Source organism: Sphingobacterium multivorum (assembly GCF_900457465.1).
Lineage (GTDB): Bacteria > Bacteroidota > Bacteroidia > Sphingobacteriales > Sphingobacteriaceae > Sphingobacterium > Sphingobacterium multivorum.
In genome coordinates this window covers 274,122-290,731 of record NZ_UAUU01000002.1, presented here as the reverse complement: position 1 = coordinate 290,731, position 16,610 = coordinate 274,122, and the positions used below count along the sequence as shown (strand labels likewise).

Here is a 16,610-nt window from a genome sequence, read left to right as displayed (position 1 = left end):
AATTATTCATTAATAAATTCATAAAAAGCATCTTCATCAAAAATTCCTTGTTCAGACAGATAGTCTTTGAATTTGTTGATTTTAATCAATTCAATACGTGTATGTTCTCTATGTTGCATCAAGTGTTGAAGCGGTAATTTAATGGCTCCTCCAGTAATTACATAGACATTTTCTGATAGTCTAAGCGCATACAATCTCAATACATTTTTTCTTCCCTTACTTCTTAATAAATCAAATTCACCAATTTGATTATTATCCAATGGTTTGAAAAACCCGTCTAATCGCTCTAGATTGTATAGTATATTGTCTTCAATATCTTCACGGTTATCCAGTATATCTTCCGCTAGTTGGTATACATCCAATTTCGGAGGAATGTCTTGTGTGTTTTCTTTTAAAAACTGTACTATATAATCAATATCATTCCACAAATCCATCAATCTATCGTATTCATTATCTTTTTGATCAGCGTAATGAATAGCAAATAGTCTACTGGCAAATATATCAACAATTTTCATTAAATAAACTTATAGGTTTATTTCTTTTGATGAATTTTACAAAAGATGAACAATATAAGGTACTGGTACTTTGTAAAGTGTAATCTATTGGGTCTTCAACCTCTTCACCTCTTCCGCCAAATCAGAAACCACTTTAGTCAAATCCAAAATTGCTTTAGTCTTAACAGTATGATCTTGAACGAGTTTTTCTAGAAGCATCTCTACTTTTCCAAGGCTGTTATAGGTAACATTTGGTTGATTGCTAAGCCCAAACGAATTCTCCGAAACGGTAAATGTGTTGTTGTTTTGGATATTAAATATGGCTTTCTCTTCATTGAAGGCGCGAATAAATTCAACGGTTACACCCAACGCATCCGCTAATTCCTTTAAATTTGGCTCAGAAATAGTCCATGAATTTTCAAACTCAGAAATTCGTCTTTGATCAAATTTACTTTCGCATTTTTGCCCTAAAGCCTCCTGTTTCACACCCATGATTTCACGAATTCTTTTTAGATTTTTTCCTTCGTGTATTTTCTCTTCTTGAAATGCAACGCCCATTTTATAGAATTTTATAAGTTTGGTATTTTACCGGTTTTTTACCATTTTTTTTGAAATAATTGGTTTTTTACCTTTGCATATAAAGATACAAATTATTGTAGATAACAACAGATTTATGATTAGTCTAAAGCTGTTTTTTGCGTAAATAATTTGTCTTTTGTTAATTAAAACAATAGATTTGCTCCATCTCATACAGGTGGATGCACTTATGAGTCTTGTTTATGGAACGTGAGAAATTTCAATTTGGAACAAGGCGATAAGTGGAATCAAACGCCCGTCTGCAATGGCGTGGCGTCCGCTTACCGTTCCAAAGGCTTCTCACGGCCCCATAAGCAGTAGGTTGGATGTCACGCCATTGTTGGTTTCTCTACCTGCTGATAGACTCGTTTTTATAAATAAGCGAGTTATGAACAAAAAGCAACAATTTAAAAACATCATCACAGCCCCCGAGTAGCTCGGCTGGTTTGGCCAAATAGGTTTTGGCTTCTCTTGCCATGGACCGCGTAACGCCAATATTATACACCTTGTGACCCCTCATTCAAACGCGCTCTGGCTCCCAGAATGAATTAATTATTACTAATGTGAACTGAGTAACATCAGGCTCCCAATAAAAAGCTGATTTCGATCGGAGGGGGATGCTATGTACTCTCGGTTACGGATTTACAGACTGAAAAATGAACAGGATTTTAGCGCTACAATTTGCTTTTGATCGTATGATCTATGATGTGCACAGTGTCGATTATGATCCTATAAAAGAGATTGAGACATTCTGGAATCACTATTCGCTGGAGACTGTATCTGCTAATACTTCGGAACTATTGATTGCTTATGTTGATGGTGACGTGAAGAAAAATAGGCTTCTGAAAGATGAGGAAATACAAGAATTTGCAACTGCCTTGTATCGCGTATTGATTGCTTATTGTATCGCCAATCATCGCCATATAGAGCTAAGTACAGTACAGCTGTCTGCAGAAGCAAAAGAACGCATCGGAAAAGAGCTAGAGTTGAGCAGAAAGCTCGCTGAGTTTTTCGGTCGGTTATCGGGATAACCACTAACAGACAAAATTATGAATACCCTAAAATTACTAGCCTTTTTAAAGGCCTATATAACCAATATATTTCAAGTACCTGTTAAGCACTACTTAAGCACAGATATAGTACTATTTACACATCTGTTGCGCAAGAAAATTAGACAAGGAAAAACGTACTTTAAAGGGACTTCGATCCTGCTAGAAAAGCGCTACACGAGCGACTTTCAATACCTAACACAGATGGAGACTTCTTCGGACTTTTGTCTGCCCAACTTCGCCCCAGCTTCTGCCTTTCATGCTATTGGCATCGAGTTTTCATCGGGATTTCATCGGGCCATACCGATCAAAACCCGATGCCGACCCGATGAAAATCCGATGAAATGTAAAAATTCGGCAGGAATTGCTCAAAAGATGCTCCACTATAGGTCGACACAAGAAACACACAAGCTTGACTATAGCGCGACCCTAGGTTCACCCTTCCTAAGCCCTTGTTATACACAAGAACGACTAAAGCATTGCACAAGCCACACGCAGAAAAATGGAGCTTTTAAGCGTACGAAAGATTTCGAATCGATAGATGGATGGAGATTGAAGCTATTGATTTTAACGTGTTTTAATCTGATCTGTGAGGTTAAAGTAACACGGGCCAGTACTCAGCTTGCTTTGGTGCGTCAAGTCGCTCAGCAGGCTTTAAAATGTTTCTCAATAGGTACAAGTTTTAAGAGCGCATATCGAATGATTTTGACATGGATGTTTTTAAGCCTAGTTTTTCAATCATGTAAATTTTCTTTTAAGGCATTGAAGAGCATCAGAGCTCTAGCTTTACTAGCTCTGATGATTTCTATGTTTAGTTTATCGGCTCAGACGCCCCGCAAGGACAGCGGGGCCGATGGGCTGGATAAAATAAAAGGGCTCCAGGTTGGTGATAGGTTACCGGATAAATTTTGGTCTACTTCGTATCTCGGACTTAAAGATGGTAATACTGCTGCATTTAACTTTCATCAATCAAAAGGGAAATTTATCCTACTGGATTTCTGGGCGACCTGGTGTAACGTCTGTGTTAAGGGATTCCCAAAAATTGATAGCCTACATCGAACTTTGAAAGACAATGTGGCGATTGTCCTAGTTAATCAAAAAGGCAATAGGGATACCAAAGAAAGTATTGCAGCTTTCTTTGAACGCTATCATAGTCGTTTTCCGTACGCAATGGATATGCCTAAGATTTATCAAGACACTATATTAAATCAATATTTTCAACATCGAAGCATTCCCCATTATGTCCTTATTTCTCCAAAGGGCAGGGTCTTGTCTTTAGGTTCTATTCGCGAATTTAACGCGATGATAGAAATATTGGATCTCTCTTTTTATAAAAATAACGCAAAAGCATTAAAAGAAAGGAGTGGAAAATGAAATATATGCTAAAAGTCTTTTGTTATATTCTTATCCTCCTTCATTTTGCCGCAGGCCAGACTCGCGAAAGATTATGGAAAGGTAAGATTCTGAATTCCAGTGGCACATCGCTGGCAAATGTAAATGTGGTTTCAAAAAGTAGCTCTGTGCGCTCGGACAATGCCGGGAAATTTACTGTAAAGGCCGGACTAAATGATTCGATACGCTTTTCCCTGATCGGATACCAGCCGGAAACTATAATAGCTCGCGGAAACGATGATAACCTCGTTGTGGTGCTAAAAGAGCTAACAAATCAATTGGCGGAAGTTGAGATAAGTACAGGCTATCAGAAACTGAAGGTCAACCAGATCAATGGCTCAGTGACGGTACTGAAAAAAGATCTGCTGGAAAAGCAGGTTGGAATGAATATCCTGGATCGCTTAGAAGGGGTAACAAATGGACTTGTTTTCCAAAAAGGAAAAACCAATCTCAATCCGCAGAATAAACTGGGAATCACCGTACGTGGATATGGTACCATAAACGGTCCACTGGATCCCTTAATCGTATTGGATGAATCTGTCTATGAAGGGGATATCAATAATATCAATCCGAACGATATTGAATCCGTGACAGTCCTGAAAGATGCTGAGGCGACTTCGATCTATGGGGCCCGGGGTGGAAATGGAGTGATTGTACTAACTACAAAAAGGTCAAAAATGGATGGAAAGACACGCCTTGATCTAAATTTCAACACCAGTGTTAAGGAAAAGCCTGATCTTTCTCCATTGGCTATAGTGGGCAATAAGGATTATATTGACCTAGAGGAAATGCTGTTTGCTGCTGGCCAGTTTGATAGCCGGCTGAACAGCTGGGATGGGCCACCTGTTTCGCTTATCATTTATTGGTTGGATAAAAGGCGTAAAAATGAAATCTCGGATGATGTATATCAGTCTCGTAAAGCGTTTTACCTAAAGTCTGACCTGAGGCAGCAGTATTGCAGCTATTTTTATAAACCTGCACAGACGCAGCAATTGGGACTAAATATCTCAGGAGGGGGCGCATCCAATAGCTGGACTCTTGCGCTGGGGCAGGACTGGCAGAAAGATAATTATAGCCGGCCGGCTGCACGTACAACCATTAGGCTTGCCAATACGATGACCTTGAACAAATGGTTGACCGTCAATGTGTCAGCATCTTATTCCAATAAAAAAAACAGGAATAGCAATATTCCATCTTATGCTACACTTGCAAGTGTGGGCAACCAGTATGTGGTACCCTATCTGTCTTTGTTTGATGAGAACGGCAGCCCAGCGGCATTTTATGAAAACTATGGAAAAACAGTGTTGGATACAGTAGGAAAAGGACGGTTATTCGACTGGAATTACTATCCTGTCGAGGATTTTAAATACAATACAGAAACGAATACGATCCAGGAATATATCGCAAATATTGGTATCAGTATTAAGCTTTTTTCGGGTGGCATGTTTAAAGCCAATTACCAGCGTCAGCGTCAAGACGGACTGATCGATAATCATTATATGAAAGAAAGTTATTTTGTGCGCGATATGGTGAATGCGTTCAGTCAGATCAATGAAACCACAGGAAAGGTAACTTACATCGTACCTTATGGGGATATTTTATGGAAAACAGGCAATAACCAAGAATCTTATGCTTTTAGAAGTCAATTTGATTTTAATAAAAAGGTAGGCCAGCATGCTTTCATTGCGATGGTCGGACTGGAGATGCGGCAAACAAAGGCATGGGGCAATAGCATGGTCTATTATGGTTATCGTGAAGATCCGCTATCAATGGTTCCAGTCGATTTTACAACGAGTTATCTCAAGAAACCTTTCGGAAGTTCGGGTACAATAATGGGAAGTCTAAATTTGTCTCCAACCAGACTGAATAGATTTGTAAGTGTTTACGGAAATTTTCATTATACCTGGAAAGATCGTTATATGCTCAGTGGAAATATAAGAAGAGATGGCTCGAATATTTATGGTGTAGCGACGAATGACAAATGGAAGCCGCTTTGGTCTTTAGGCGCGGGCTATGTGCTGTCCAAAGAATCGTTTTTCGAGAAACTTCCTTTAAATTATCTAAAGCTTAAAGCAACATTGGGTTATAGTGGTAATGTTGATTTGAGCAGGTCGGCCTTACCGATTAGCGGTTCGGCGACAAATTCAACCATCAATGGTTCGTTGCCTTATGGAAGGATCGGAACAATCAACAACCCTTCTTTGCGCTGGGAAGAAGTGATGCAGCTGAATACGGGACTGGAGTTCGCGCTAAAAGATTTCCCGCTTTCTGGTTCGATAGAATACTATATTAAAAATGGATCCGATCTCTATGGCGAGACCAATTATGATTATACGAGCTGGGGCGCTAGGGGAACGATCATCCAGAATGTAGCGGCAATGAAAGGAAAAGGATTGGATGTACAGCTAAATTATGACCTAAAATCAGGTATATTGGGATGGCAGTCGTCGCTGATCTATAATTACAATAATAACAAAACAACTGCTTATTACTACCCCAATGACCAAAGTCAGCTCTATCGTATGGTAAATGCTTCTGGCACTCAGATCAATCCGGTTATTGGCTATCCACTGTATGGTCTTGCGGCATTTATCTGGAAAGGACTTGACGATAACGGAAATCCGCAGGGAGTATGGAATGGGGAAATATCGACGGACTATACTGCAATTAATGAAGGTTCAATAGGAAGTGCGGGGGAGGGTGGTTCAGCCTATTTTATTGGTTCTGCCATACCTGTTCATTATGGTGGCTGGTTGAATACATTTTCCTATAAGAATCTGAGTCTGTCTTTCAATTTGAGTTATCGCATGGGCTATTACTTTCGGAGATCTTCGTTCACTTCAAGTGCTCTTATCAATTATGGAACGGTTCATCCCGATTATTATGATCGTTGGCAGCAAAAAGGAGACCATACCAACGTGCCATCTTTTGAATTTCCATTGACTATGCCCGGGCGGGATGCGTTTTATGGCGCTAGTGAGATCCTTGTTGAAAAGGGCGACCATATCCGACTCCAGTTTATCAACCTGACCTATAATTTGCCTAAAATAAACAGAGGGATCAATAATATACAATTATTTGCCAATGCGGCCAATCTAGGAATTATCTGGCGTGCAAACCGGCGCGGGCTTGATCCAGATAATCCCGAAGCGATTCCTTTGCAGAAAAATTATTCACTTGGCCTTCGTGCCAGCTTTTAACCATTTGCTGTATGAAATTGACGATATATTTTATTTTATGCTGTCTGGTTGCATGTACTTCCTGCAGCCATTACCTTGATCCAAAGAATAGCAATGCCTATCAGGTTCCGGCATCGATACGGGACCTGCAGGAGATACTGGATGATTTTGGCTATATGAATGAGCGGAGAACACCTTCATATGCTGAATCGGCAGCTGATGATTATTTTCTGCTGGACAACAATTATAAGGCTCTTTTACCGGAAATGAAGTTGCTGTACAAATGGGAAGCTTTCGATTATGCATATCCCAATGATTGGTCTTCTGCCTACCTGCCTATATATAATGCCAACTTTTGCCTGGAAATATTGGACAAAATTGAAAGGACCGATGTCAACAGCAGTGACTGGAAAAATGTCTATGGCTCGGCCCATTTTTACAGGGCTTACTATTTACTTCAGTTATTATGGACTTACGCTCCAGCGTTTGATCCGGAGGGACAGAATGGGGAGAAAGGCATTGTCTTGCGTTTTAAATCTGATTTCAATGTGAAGAGTGAATTTTCTACGGTAGGTGAATGCTATCAGCAAGTATTGAAAGATGCTCAAACGGCCGCGGAAAATTTAGATGATGTCCCATTGCTGAAATCACGGCCTTCAAAAGCAGGCGCATATGCACTATTAGCCCGGGCTTACCTGTCCATGGGCCTTTACGAACAAGCAGGAAATGCCGCCGACGAATCGTTGAAGCTGTTCAATGAGCTAATGGATTATAATCAGCCTGAAGACGGAATAAAGATTAGCGCTTCGGTGCCCTTTTCGAAGTTTACGAAGGAAACGATCTTTTATTCTGAAATGGGTCAAAAGTTTCAGAACTATATCCCAACGCGTGCTTTAATCGATTCTAATTTAATGAATAGCTATGACAGTGCCGATCTGAGACGGATAGCTTTTTTTAGTGCTTCCGGCAAGTATTTTAAATTTAAAGGAACTTATTCCCATTCCATACAGTGGATGTTTTCGGGGTTAACAACGGCAGAGATGCTTCTGATACGCGCGGAAAGCAATGCCCGGAAAGGTACTTTGAAAGCGAGCATGCAGGATGTTAATCTCCTGCTAAAAAATCGGTGGGATCGTACGAAGGTATTTGTGCCAAAAGCAGCACAGGATAACAACGAAGCTTTGGGGATTGTATTGCTGGAAAGACGAAAAGAACTGTTGATGAGGGGAATTCGTTTATCAGATATTAAACGCTTGAACCTCGAAGGAACAGCCATTAAAATGGTTCGGATGATAGAAGGGGAGCGGGTGGAGCTTAGTCCGAATTCATCAAAGCTAATTTTAAATACTCCTACAGACTTAGATGCTTTTCTAAGATAAGAACTTAATCAATCCAATGTATCATTGTGCTGAAAGCCCATAGCCGAAATTAGGGGCTATGGGCTTTTCGATTTATGGATCCAAAGGTTTGTTCAATGGATCATTGTACTCCGGTGTGGACGCTGAAGAAGGAGACACACCATAGTTGTTGGTGCTGTGCTGAAACGTCTCGATCGTTACTTTGGAAGGATCGATATTATTTCCACTATTCATCGTGCTGGTAGATGGTACGGCAATTGAACAAGCGACATCCTGATCTTCCGAATCTGAGCAGCTGGTAGAACTCCTCTGCCAATTTGCAGTATTTTTTACGTTTGTATCCGAATAGGGGGCTGGAGAACCAGCTGGCGGAACATACGTAAATATTAGATCAGTATCTTTATTTTCGTTATTTAGTTTAATTACTTTAAAAGAACTGAATCCAATTATTGCAGCTCCGGCTAACATCACCGTTGCATGCTTTTTGATGAAAGATATTGCTTTCATACCGAGGCCTTTTTTATAAGAGCAAAAAAAGTTTACCTCCACAAAAAACTCAAATTTTTTATTGATGACTGAAACCTTGCTTTAACGAGGTGTTTTAGTCTGTTTTATACCTCGGGATCGATTTTTACGGGCTGTCCATCACGTATCATAATTTATTTCTATACCGGCTAAGCCGGAAATAGTGCAAATTTTCGCGGAAAGCGTTTTTGAGAAGTGTGATAAAGACAGTGTATGACAATACCTAAATGAACGGGCGGTGTAAAGGTAAAGGCAATTGATAGGTTCCTTTTCTCGTGCCTTTCCATGGGGCTGGTTGGGCCAGTCAAGTACCATCCCAATATGGATAACGTAAAAAGGACCATATTTACCACCAAATGCCATTCCCACGACAAACTTTCAAATACGGATGCGCAGCCACACGGTTTCTGCGGATATAGATTGAGTAGTCCCAATGCAATATAGACACTGAAAGAGGATAATAAAGCTATAGATAGCAGTAATCCTATTTTTTTATACCGACCGGCTAAAAGGATTCCGGTAGTGAATTCAAAAGTAGGAAGTGCAAGAGAAAGAGGTTTTGCCCAGCTGCTTGGTAACGGTTGCCGGAGAAGAGCATCCTGGAATGCACTGGGTTCTATGAGCTTGTCTATAGCCACATAGATCCAAAAGACCATAAATCCGATTCGGATGCTTTCCATTGTGATATGTGCTGTTCTTGCGTTCATTTTTTTAGTTGTTACTGTCTTTCCTAATCTATAAAAGAAGCATAAGAGTATTTGGTCGAATTTTGAATTCAACTATTTGATAATCAGTATATTGTATGTTGTTTTTCTTGGTTTGTTATATAGCTTTTATTACCTTTGTCTTATTACTGATTTAAAATCTAATCTTCTAATTCTTCTATATACTACTAGCAATAAAGGCTAGTTCGTACCTGCTAATACGCTGTGTTTTTTATAAGTATCTGATTTTTAAGTTTTTAATTTATTGAAAATGATGTTAGAGAGGATAGACGAATGGCAAAAGAAACAAATATGTACGATCGTTACTTTTTTCAATTATTAGACTCAAAGCCTAATGCAGCGCTTGAGCAGATTTTTGCGCATTATGGCGGGAGTCTGGAAAAGTATATCCGTCGTTTTATTTATGATGATGACGATCTAGTCAAGGATGTATTGAATGAGACATTAATTGTAATCTGGGAAAAAAGGCAATTGGTCGCAAAGCTAGAAGCACCTGTATATTGGATGCAACGCGTAGCCAAAAATAAAGCTCTTTATTACATTAGAGATAAGGCAAAATATAATAAGATTTCGCTCGATAATGGTCTGGACATGGCTAGTGGTCAATGCGCAGACGATAGATTTGCCTACAACGAACTTGAGATGCTGATCTTGGAGGCTTGTGAAGAATTGCCTCCCCAGGATCGGGAGCTCGTCATTAAATCGAAGTTTGAAGGCAGGAGTAATAAAGAATTAATGGCAGCCTATGGAATGGCAGAACAGACGGTGAAAAATAAACTGTCGAGGGCACTTAAGGTGATCCGAAAAAAGCTGAAAGATCTTATGGGCTTATTTGTTTAATACATGGTGAAATGATTTACAACAGAACATATGTAAAAGAACTGATCAGAAATCGTATGGACGCGAGTATCAGTTTGACAGAATCCGATCAATTAGAAGCAGCGGAGAAAATTTTTAGTGAAGAGGAATTTGATGCAATGATTGCCGAGGTGATCGAAGAAATGTCTAATGATCGGTCAAACGAACTGTCATTCGATTGGCGGCCTGATTTTGAACAGATCCGGGCTGCGGGAGATCGGTTAGCTAGGAAAAAGAAAAGGCAATTATGGTGGGGGTGTGCTGCAGCAGCGGTTTTATTTGTTTTAGTGTCGAGTGTAATTTTGATTTCAAAACACAGGAATTATAGGGCTGAAATCGGTCTGGAATGTGCTAGTATGTCCTCTGGTACGGAAATACCATTGTCTGAATCTGCAGGTACAATAATGCTTGCTGATTCATCTATCATTCGATTGGATACGAATGCAACCGGAGTATTGCTTGATTTAAACGGTATTTCGCTCGCCAAGACCGCCGAGGGGGTATTGGAATTTGATAAATCATCCAGTGGGCGGGAAATAAATGCCAACGAGACGGATATCGTGATCAGAACAGCTGCTCGTCAGCAATGTGTTATAGAATTTCCGTACGGTATGCGGGTCCGGCTAAATGCCCAATCAACTCTTCGTTATCCGTTGACGCAAGGAGATAGTACACATCTGTTTATCGAGGGCGAGGCGCTTATAGATATTCCTGGACAACTGTTTGGGGGCGTGATGGTAATACAAACTAGCAATGGGAAAATTTTGAGTGATTACGGGAGGTTTGAATTAGCTTCTTATGCCCAGTTTACGCGAGCAACGGTATCATATGGAGAAGTTTTAGTTTCTGATCGCAGATCAAGCAAAAGACAGGTGCTTCAATGTTTGGATGAAGTTGCGGTTATCAAATCCTATTTACCGAAGGGTGAAGAAATACGAAGGGATAGTTTATTTTATTTAACGAATGGGGATTTTGAACAAGCTTCGCAATGGGCGAATGCTGTCCGGGAATACAAAGATGTCCCACTGACAGAATTTGTCTGGCAGATGAGCCGCTGGCATGGATTTACGGTCAAAAATATGAACTGCATACCGAATAAGCTCATAAGTACGACTGTGTGCTACAAGACCAGTCGGGAAAAGGTCTATGCTGTGATACGCGACGCTGGGGTGTTAATGTATGAGAAAAAAGGGATGATAAGTTTTTGCCCTGAAGATCATAAGGAAAGTCGTACGGCGATGAAATGAGAGGTATTTATGAGTCAGGTAAAGTGTACAGATAAGGGGGCTTAGGGGATTAAGGTTGGACTGAATTTTACGAGAAATTTATGTTTAAAAATGGAAGTCTGATCAGAGGATGAGGTTGAATAAGTGAATTAATGAATTAATTAACATGCATAAATAGAATTGGTATGATAAGTATGTTACTTTGTGTTAATGTATTTTGAAAAATAAAATCCTGTATTTCAATTATTTATACTTTATTGTGAAATAAATGTTATCACAAAGTTATGCTTGCATTGCAAAAGTTAAAAAAAGTTATAAATTTGTATTTAACATTTTTTAACAGCTGACATTGCTGACTTAAAAGATGTATGACTAACTAACATAGCTTATAATAATTATTGAGAAGTAAAAAATTCGCTAGCCAAGGTGCTTTATTGCCAAGAATTTAAATAAACATACTTAATTAAACATAAACATATGAAACACAAACTACTCAGTTTTTTATTGGGTGGTGCTATCCTCACTTCGGTAGCATTCGCCCAAGAAAAGAAGGTTAGTGGACGAGTGACAGGTACAAATGGCGAGGGGTTGCCAGGCGTTACTATTGTTATTCAAGGTACTAACCAAGCCACACAAACCGATGCAAACGGTAACTATTCCATTAATGTTCCTACTGGAAAAATTTTAGTCTTTCGTTCTGTAGGCTATTCAGACAAAACAATCACAGTTGCACAAGGTTCCAGTTTGTATAATATACAACTTAGTGACAATGAGTCTGTTTTGGATGAAGTCGTTGTAACTGGTGCGGGGTTAACTGCTAGCCGTCGTTCTGTCGGTGTTGCACAGACTACAATTAAGGCTGAAGACTTAATGCAAGCAAAGCCGTCCAATGTCGTTACGGGTTTAACCGGTAAAGTTGCCGGTTTACTGGTACAAGGTGTTACATCGGGGGTTAATCCTAATTTTAGGGTTATGCTTCGCGGTATGCGCTCACTTACAGGTAACAACGAAGCCCTCATCGTTGTTGATAACGTTATCGTCCCTTCATCGATCTTGGGTAACTTAAATCCAGATGATATCGAGGATGTTACTGTACTAAACGGTGCAAATGCTGCAGCATTGTATGGTTCTCAAGCGGCCAACGGGGCCTTGATCGTAACAACTAAAAAAGGTAAAGGTAGTCTAGGCTTCCAAATAGATCTTGAGAATACGACTACATTCGAATCTGTAAACTTTCTTCCGAAGATGCAAAAGCAATTTGGATCGGGAGCTGACAATGATTTGCAGATCTATAACCCGCATGAAAATCAGCAATACGGTCCAATTTATGACGGCGTAATTCGACCAATTGGGGATCCATTACAAGATGGTAGCATCCAAAGTATTCCGTATAGCTATGCAGGTAAAAAAGGAAAAGACGGTTTCTGGGATACAGGTGTAACCAATATGACTAACTTGTCGATCTCTTCGCAGAGTGAAAATAGTTCATTACGTTTGTCAGGTCAATATTTGACTTCAACGGGTACAATTCCAGGTGATAAATACAATAGAGCCTCGGCACGGCTTTCTGGAACGCGTAGATTGGTGGAAGGACTTGATTTGACCTACTCGACATATTACGCTCAAAATAGGTACAACACGACTTCTGCTGCAGCAAATATTTATGAGCGAGTTTTAAATACGCCTGGCCAAATTCCATTGACCGATTATAAAGACTGGCAAAATAATCCATTTGCTTCCCCTGATGGTTATTTCAATGCCTATTATAATAATCCTTATTTTATGGCAGATAATTATCGTAGCCGGACTAGAAATGATTATTTTATTGGTAACTTGGAATTAAGATATAAACCAATTGAATGGTTTGATGTTTTGGGACGTGTCGGTGTTACTACATCAAATCAATCCTATAAAAATACGACTGGCGTATATACCTTCTCAGATTTTACAAAATCTTGGGCTGGAACGTCTACCTATAAATATCAAAATATTTTAGGTGGCGTTACGGACGGATTTAATTATTCTACTCGAATTGTGTCGGATTTTATAGCGCATGCCTATAATAAAACTGGGGACTTCAAAATTGACTATACTGCACTTTTTCAATTTATTCAAAATGAATATTCTGGAATGTCTGCGGGCGTATCTGGTTTAGCTGTTCCTGAGATTTATAATTTGGGTAATAGTACCAACAACCCAAGTGCTAATCAAGCGAATTACCTGGCACGTACATTTGGTTTAACGGGTAAAATTGACGTTGGCTATAAGGATTACCTATTCCTGACCGTAACAGGACGTAATGATTGGGTTTCTATTTTGGAGCCAAATAACCGTTCATTCTTCTATCCGTCAGCAGCCTTATCGTTTATCCCAACGGATGCCTTCGAAGGTTTGAAAGATTTTAAAGCTTTAGATTTCTTAAAAGTGAGAGCATCGTGGTCTAAAGTAGGACAAGTGAATTTAGGGTCATCAACAGACTTTGGTGCTTATCGTCTTTTGCCAACATTTTCACAAGGAGCAGGTTATCCATATAATGGAATTGGAGGGCATACTGTTGGTAATCAGTTAGTACAAGATGGTTTGAAGCCTGAAATGACGCGTTCTTTTGAGGTAGGTTTTGAATCTGCTTGGGCAAAAAGACGCATCAATTGGGATTTCACATATTACGATAATCGCACAACTGATAACGTTGTGCCGACGGGAATTTCTACAGCAACAGGTTATGGGTCTTATCTTGTAAATGCGGGTACAACAACAGGTAAAGGAGTTGAAACTAAATTAAATGTAATCCCAATTCGTACAGATAATTGGGAATTAAGTGTAGGTGGAAATTATGCATATTTTAATAATAAAGTTGAATCTATTGCAGAAGGACTTGAAGTTTTACAATTGGGAGCCTATACTAGTGGGTCGAGTGCTGGTGCCGGTTCTTACGCGGTAGCTGGAGAAGATTTCCCTGTATTGAGAGGTACCTATTACAAACGTGATGATTTAGGTCGAATTATCGTTGACCCTGTTACTGGATATCCTTCATCAGATGGTACACTCAAAATATTAGGTAAAGCAATGCCTACGCACACACTTGGCCTTAATTTAGATTTGACTTGGAAAGATTTATCATTCCATACGCAAGCAGAGTACCGTACAGGTAATTATATTTATAACGCGGGTGGTAGTACATTTGATTTTTCGGGCGCAGGCTATAACACCGGAATTTATAACAGAGACCGCTTTGTTATTCCTAATTCTTCATATTGGGATGAGGCATCTCAATCATACGTGGAAAATACAAATATTACAGTACGCGACGGTGGACCAGGATATTGGTCAATTGCTGGGCCTCGTACGGGTATCCAAGAAAATTATATTACTTCTGCGGCATTTTGGAAAATTCGCGAAATGTCTGTGAGTTATCGTATCCCAAAATCATTTTTGGCAGGTCAAAACGTAATTAAAGGGGCTCGTGTAAGTGTTCAAGGACGTAATTTATTTATCTGGACGCCAAAATCAAATGTTTATACCGATCCAGAATATTCTGATGGAAATGGCTCGTCAAATGGTAATGCAATTGGTTTGACTAATTTGGGTCAAACGCCTCCATCAAGATATGTCGGTTTTTCTGTGAACTTAACTCTCTAATTTGATCTTAAAATGAAAAGAAATAAATTTTTACTATACGCTTGCTTGGGATTGAGCTTAGCCTCATGTTCCAAGGCATTGGATATCAATGATAACCCCAATAATCCTACAGAGTCTACTCCTCAACTTGTTTTTCCACAGGCTTTAGTAGCTACAGCACGCCTTGTACCTACATATAATAGCTATGGTACACAACTGGTCGGTTATCGTGCAAACGGTGGTGGAGTTTCTGGTTGGGGATCAATTATCTCCTATAATTTTACTACGACTGATTTTAACTCCTTGTGGTCAACAAGTTATGATATATTGAATGATCTTCAATATGTTGAAAATACGGCCAAGCCACAGGGTCAAATGGATTTATATTTTGCTGCAAAACTATTGAAAGTCTATAACTATGTGAATCTGGTAGATACTTATAATGATATTCCTTATTCACAAGCCTTAAAAGGGAAAGCAAGTCTTACTCCTGCCTATGATAAAGCAACGGATATCTATAAGGATTTGGGTACACAATTAGATAGCGTGGTAGCTTATTTTAAGACGAGCACATCTTCAACTTTATTTAAAAATACAGACTTTTTATATAAAGGAGATGGTATTAAATGGGCGCAATTAGGCAATACGTTGAAATTAAAAATGTTATTGCGTGCTAAAGATAAAGTTCAATTTACGAAAACAACACTAGATGATGTTGGGTTTGTAACAGCTGATGTGATTGTTAATCCTGGCTTTACTAAAAATGACGGTAAGCAAAATCCAATGTGGAATGCTTGGGCTTATTCCTATGATGGAGCGGCTGTAGGAGCTGCAAGTCAATATGCGCCAACGCCCTATATTATGACATTTTATAATGGTACTAAAATATCTGATGCAGCTCGCGCTAATTTAATTTATAAGACAGGGGTGTCTACGCCTGTAAATCAGTTGGGATACCAGCAATCTGATGCTGGTCGTGGTCAAGCACCAAGTTCTTGGTTTTTAGGTACTTCTTCAACATCCTATACAGGAAAAGGAATATTAAAAGGCCCCGCGGCTGGTCAGCCAATTTTGTTGGCTTCGGAAAGTTATTTCTTACAAGCGGAAGCTGCTTTGAAAGGGATAACTTCTGGTACTGTGGCTACTTTATTTGATGAGGGGATTAAAGCATCGTATAATTATTTAAATAGAAATGAAGCGGATGCAACAACTGTTTCTGCAGCCGATTTAACAGCTTATTTAACAAATTATAAAGCAGAAAATGCCAATAACTATTTAGTAAATATAGCAAGCGCCACTTCGGATGTACAAAAATTGCAAGCCATAATTACACAGAAATATGTTGCTTTCAATTTTTTGTTTGGACATGAGGCATGGAACGAATATCGCCGTACAGGGTATCCTTCATTGATTAACCCGAATACAAATGCATATTATCCTAATAATATTGCAAACAGAAATAATACATTTGTTTCAATAACTTCTGAAGCTACAGCTACAGATAAGTTGCCTACGCGAGTGATGTATCCTAATACTGAGTTTAACTATAATAGTGCAAATATTCCTTCAATAGATAAATATACTTCGAAGATTTTTTGGGCTAGATAAAT

The 16,610-nt window shown here is 39.3% G+C and carries 12 protein-coding genes; 8 read left to right on the top strand and 4 right to left on the bottom strand.

Features of this window, described 5'->3' with window-relative positions:
* Window positions 1-2: 2 nt before the first annotated feature.
* Together DTA23_RS01425 and DTA23_RS01420 are read right to left on the bottom strand one after the other, a co-directional pair.
* Window positions 3-515, bottom strand: coding sequence for a hypothetical protein (locus tag DTA23_RS01425; protein ID WP_070565096.1), 513 nt, complete (start codon window positions 513-515; stop codon window positions 3-5).
* A gap of 84 nt (window positions 516-599) precedes the next feature.
* On the bottom strand, window positions 600-1,052 hold the full coding sequence (locus DTA23_RS01420; protein WP_070565098.1) for a helix-turn-helix domain-containing protein: 453 nt from the start codon (window positions 1,050-1,052) through the stop codon (window positions 600-602).
* Between the two features lie 674 nt (window positions 1,053-1,726).
* Here DTA23_RS01420 and DTA23_RS01415 point away from each other — a divergent pair.
* From DTA23_RS01415 to DTA23_RS01400, 4 genes are read left to right on the top strand one after another with little or no spacing between them, the layout of a single operon-like run.
* The gene (locus DTA23_RS01415) at window positions 1,727-2,101 is read left to right on the top strand and encodes a hypothetical protein (RefSeq protein WP_070565101.1); all 375 of its coding nucleotides are present in this window, start codon (window positions 1,727-1,729) and stop codon (window positions 2,099-2,101) included.
* 18 nt (window positions 2,102-2,119) lie between these two features.
* Window positions 2,120-3,493: a TlpA family protein disulfide reductase gene (locus tag DTA23_RS01410; protein WP_070565104.1), complete on the top strand. Its 1,374-nt coding sequence runs from the start codon at window positions 2,120-2,122 to the stop codon at window positions 3,491-3,493.
* The gene (locus tag DTA23_RS01405; protein WP_112373626.1) at window positions 3,490-6,711 is read left to right on the top strand and encodes a SusC/RagA family TonB-linked outer membrane protein; all 3,222 of its coding nucleotides are present in this window, start codon (window positions 3,490-3,492) and stop codon (window positions 6,709-6,711) included. Before DTA23_RS01410 ends, DTA23_RS01405 begins: the two co-directional genes overlap by 4 nt.
* 11 nt (window positions 6,712-6,722) lie before the next feature.
* Window positions 6,723-8,069 (top strand): RagB/SusD family nutrient uptake outer membrane protein, encoded by a 1,347-nt coding sequence (locus DTA23_RS01400; RefSeq protein WP_112373625.1) that lies wholly within the window; start codon window positions 6,723-6,725, stop codon window positions 8,067-8,069.
* Window positions 8,070-8,141: 72 nt separating this feature from the next.
* Here DTA23_RS01400 and DTA23_RS01395 read toward each other — a convergent pair whose 3' ends face one another.
* On the bottom strand, window positions 8,142-8,555 hold the full coding sequence (locus DTA23_RS01395) for a hypothetical protein (protein ID WP_070565113.1): 414 nt from the start codon (window positions 8,553-8,555) through the stop codon (window positions 8,142-8,144).
* A gap of 167 nt (window positions 8,556-8,722) precedes the next feature.
* Window positions 8,723-9,280, bottom strand: coding sequence for a MauE/DoxX family redox-associated membrane protein (locus DTA23_RS01390; protein WP_070565115.1), 558 nt, complete (start codon window positions 9,278-9,280; stop codon window positions 8,723-8,725).
* A 291-nt stretch (window positions 9,281-9,571) separates the two neighbouring features.
* On the opposite strand from DTA23_RS01390, the gene DTA23_RS01385 reads away from it, so the two are divergent.
* The 4 genes from DTA23_RS01385 (at window position 9,572) to DTA23_RS01370 (ending at window position 16,608) form a co-directional block, all read left to right on the top strand.
* The gene (locus tag DTA23_RS01385; protein WP_112373624.1) at window positions 9,572-10,138 is read left to right on the top strand and encodes a sigma-70 family RNA polymerase sigma factor; all 567 of its coding nucleotides are present in this window, start codon (window positions 9,572-9,574) and stop codon (window positions 10,136-10,138) included.
* Between the two features lie 11 nt (window positions 10,139-10,149).
* Complete coding sequence (locus tag DTA23_RS01380) at window positions 10,150-11,403, top strand: FecR domain-containing protein (RefSeq protein ID WP_112373623.1); 1,254 nt, start codon at window positions 10,150-10,152, stop codon at window positions 11,401-11,403.
* A 456-nt stretch (window positions 11,404-11,859) separates the two neighbouring features.
* Entirely contained in the window at window positions 11,860-15,021 is a 3,162-nt protein-coding gene (locus tag DTA23_RS01375) for a SusC/RagA family TonB-linked outer membrane protein (RefSeq protein ID WP_070565125.1), read from the top strand.
* A 78-nt stretch (window positions 15,022-15,099) separates the two neighbouring features.
* Complete coding sequence (locus DTA23_RS01370) at window positions 15,100-16,608, top strand: SusD/RagB family nutrient-binding outer membrane lipoprotein (RefSeq protein ID WP_172462289.1); 1,509 nt, start codon at window positions 15,100-15,102, stop codon at window positions 16,606-16,608.
* Window positions 16,609-16,610 lie beyond the last annotated feature (2 nt).

Bases quoted from the DNA above. Each gene is read 5' to 3' on its own strand.
- DTA23_RS01425 (WP_070565096.1), bottom strand. From the start codon at position 515: ATGAAAATTGTTGATATATTTGCCAGTAGACTATTTGCTATTCATTAC.
- DTA23_RS01420 (WP_070565098.1), bottom strand. From the start codon at position 1,052: ATGGGCGTTGCATTTCAAGAAGAGAAAATACACGAAGGAAAAAATCTA.
- DTA23_RS01415 (WP_070565101.1), top strand. From the start codon at position 1,727: ATGAACAGGATTTTAGCGCTACAATTTGCTTTTGATCGTATGATCTAT.
- DTA23_RS01410 (WP_070565104.1), top strand. From the start codon at position 2,120: ATGAATACCCTAAAATTACTAGCCTTTTTAAAGGCCTATATAACCAAT.
- DTA23_RS01405 (WP_112373626.1), top strand. From the start codon at position 3,490: ATGAAATATATGCTAAAAGTCTTTTGTTATATTCTTATCCTCCTTCAT.
- DTA23_RS01400 (WP_112373625.1), top strand. From the start codon at position 6,723: ATGAAATTGACGATATATTTTATTTTATGCTGTCTGGTTGCATGTACT.
- DTA23_RS01395 (WP_070565113.1), bottom strand. From the start codon at position 8,555: ATGAAAGCAATATCTTTCATCAAAAAGCATGCAACGGTGATGTTAGCC.
- DTA23_RS01390 (WP_070565115.1), bottom strand. From the start codon at position 9,280: ATGAACGCAAGAACAGCACATATCACAATGGAAAGCATCCGAATCGGA.
- DTA23_RS01385 (WP_112373624.1), top strand. From the start codon at position 9,572: ATGGCAAAAGAAACAAATATGTACGATCGTTACTTTTTTCAATTATTA.
- DTA23_RS01380 (WP_112373623.1), top strand. From the start codon at position 10,150: ATGATTTACAACAGAACATATGTAAAAGAACTGATCAGAAATCGTATG.
- DTA23_RS01375 (WP_070565125.1), top strand. From the start codon at position 11,860: ATGAAACACAAACTACTCAGTTTTTTATTGGGTGGTGCTATCCTCACT.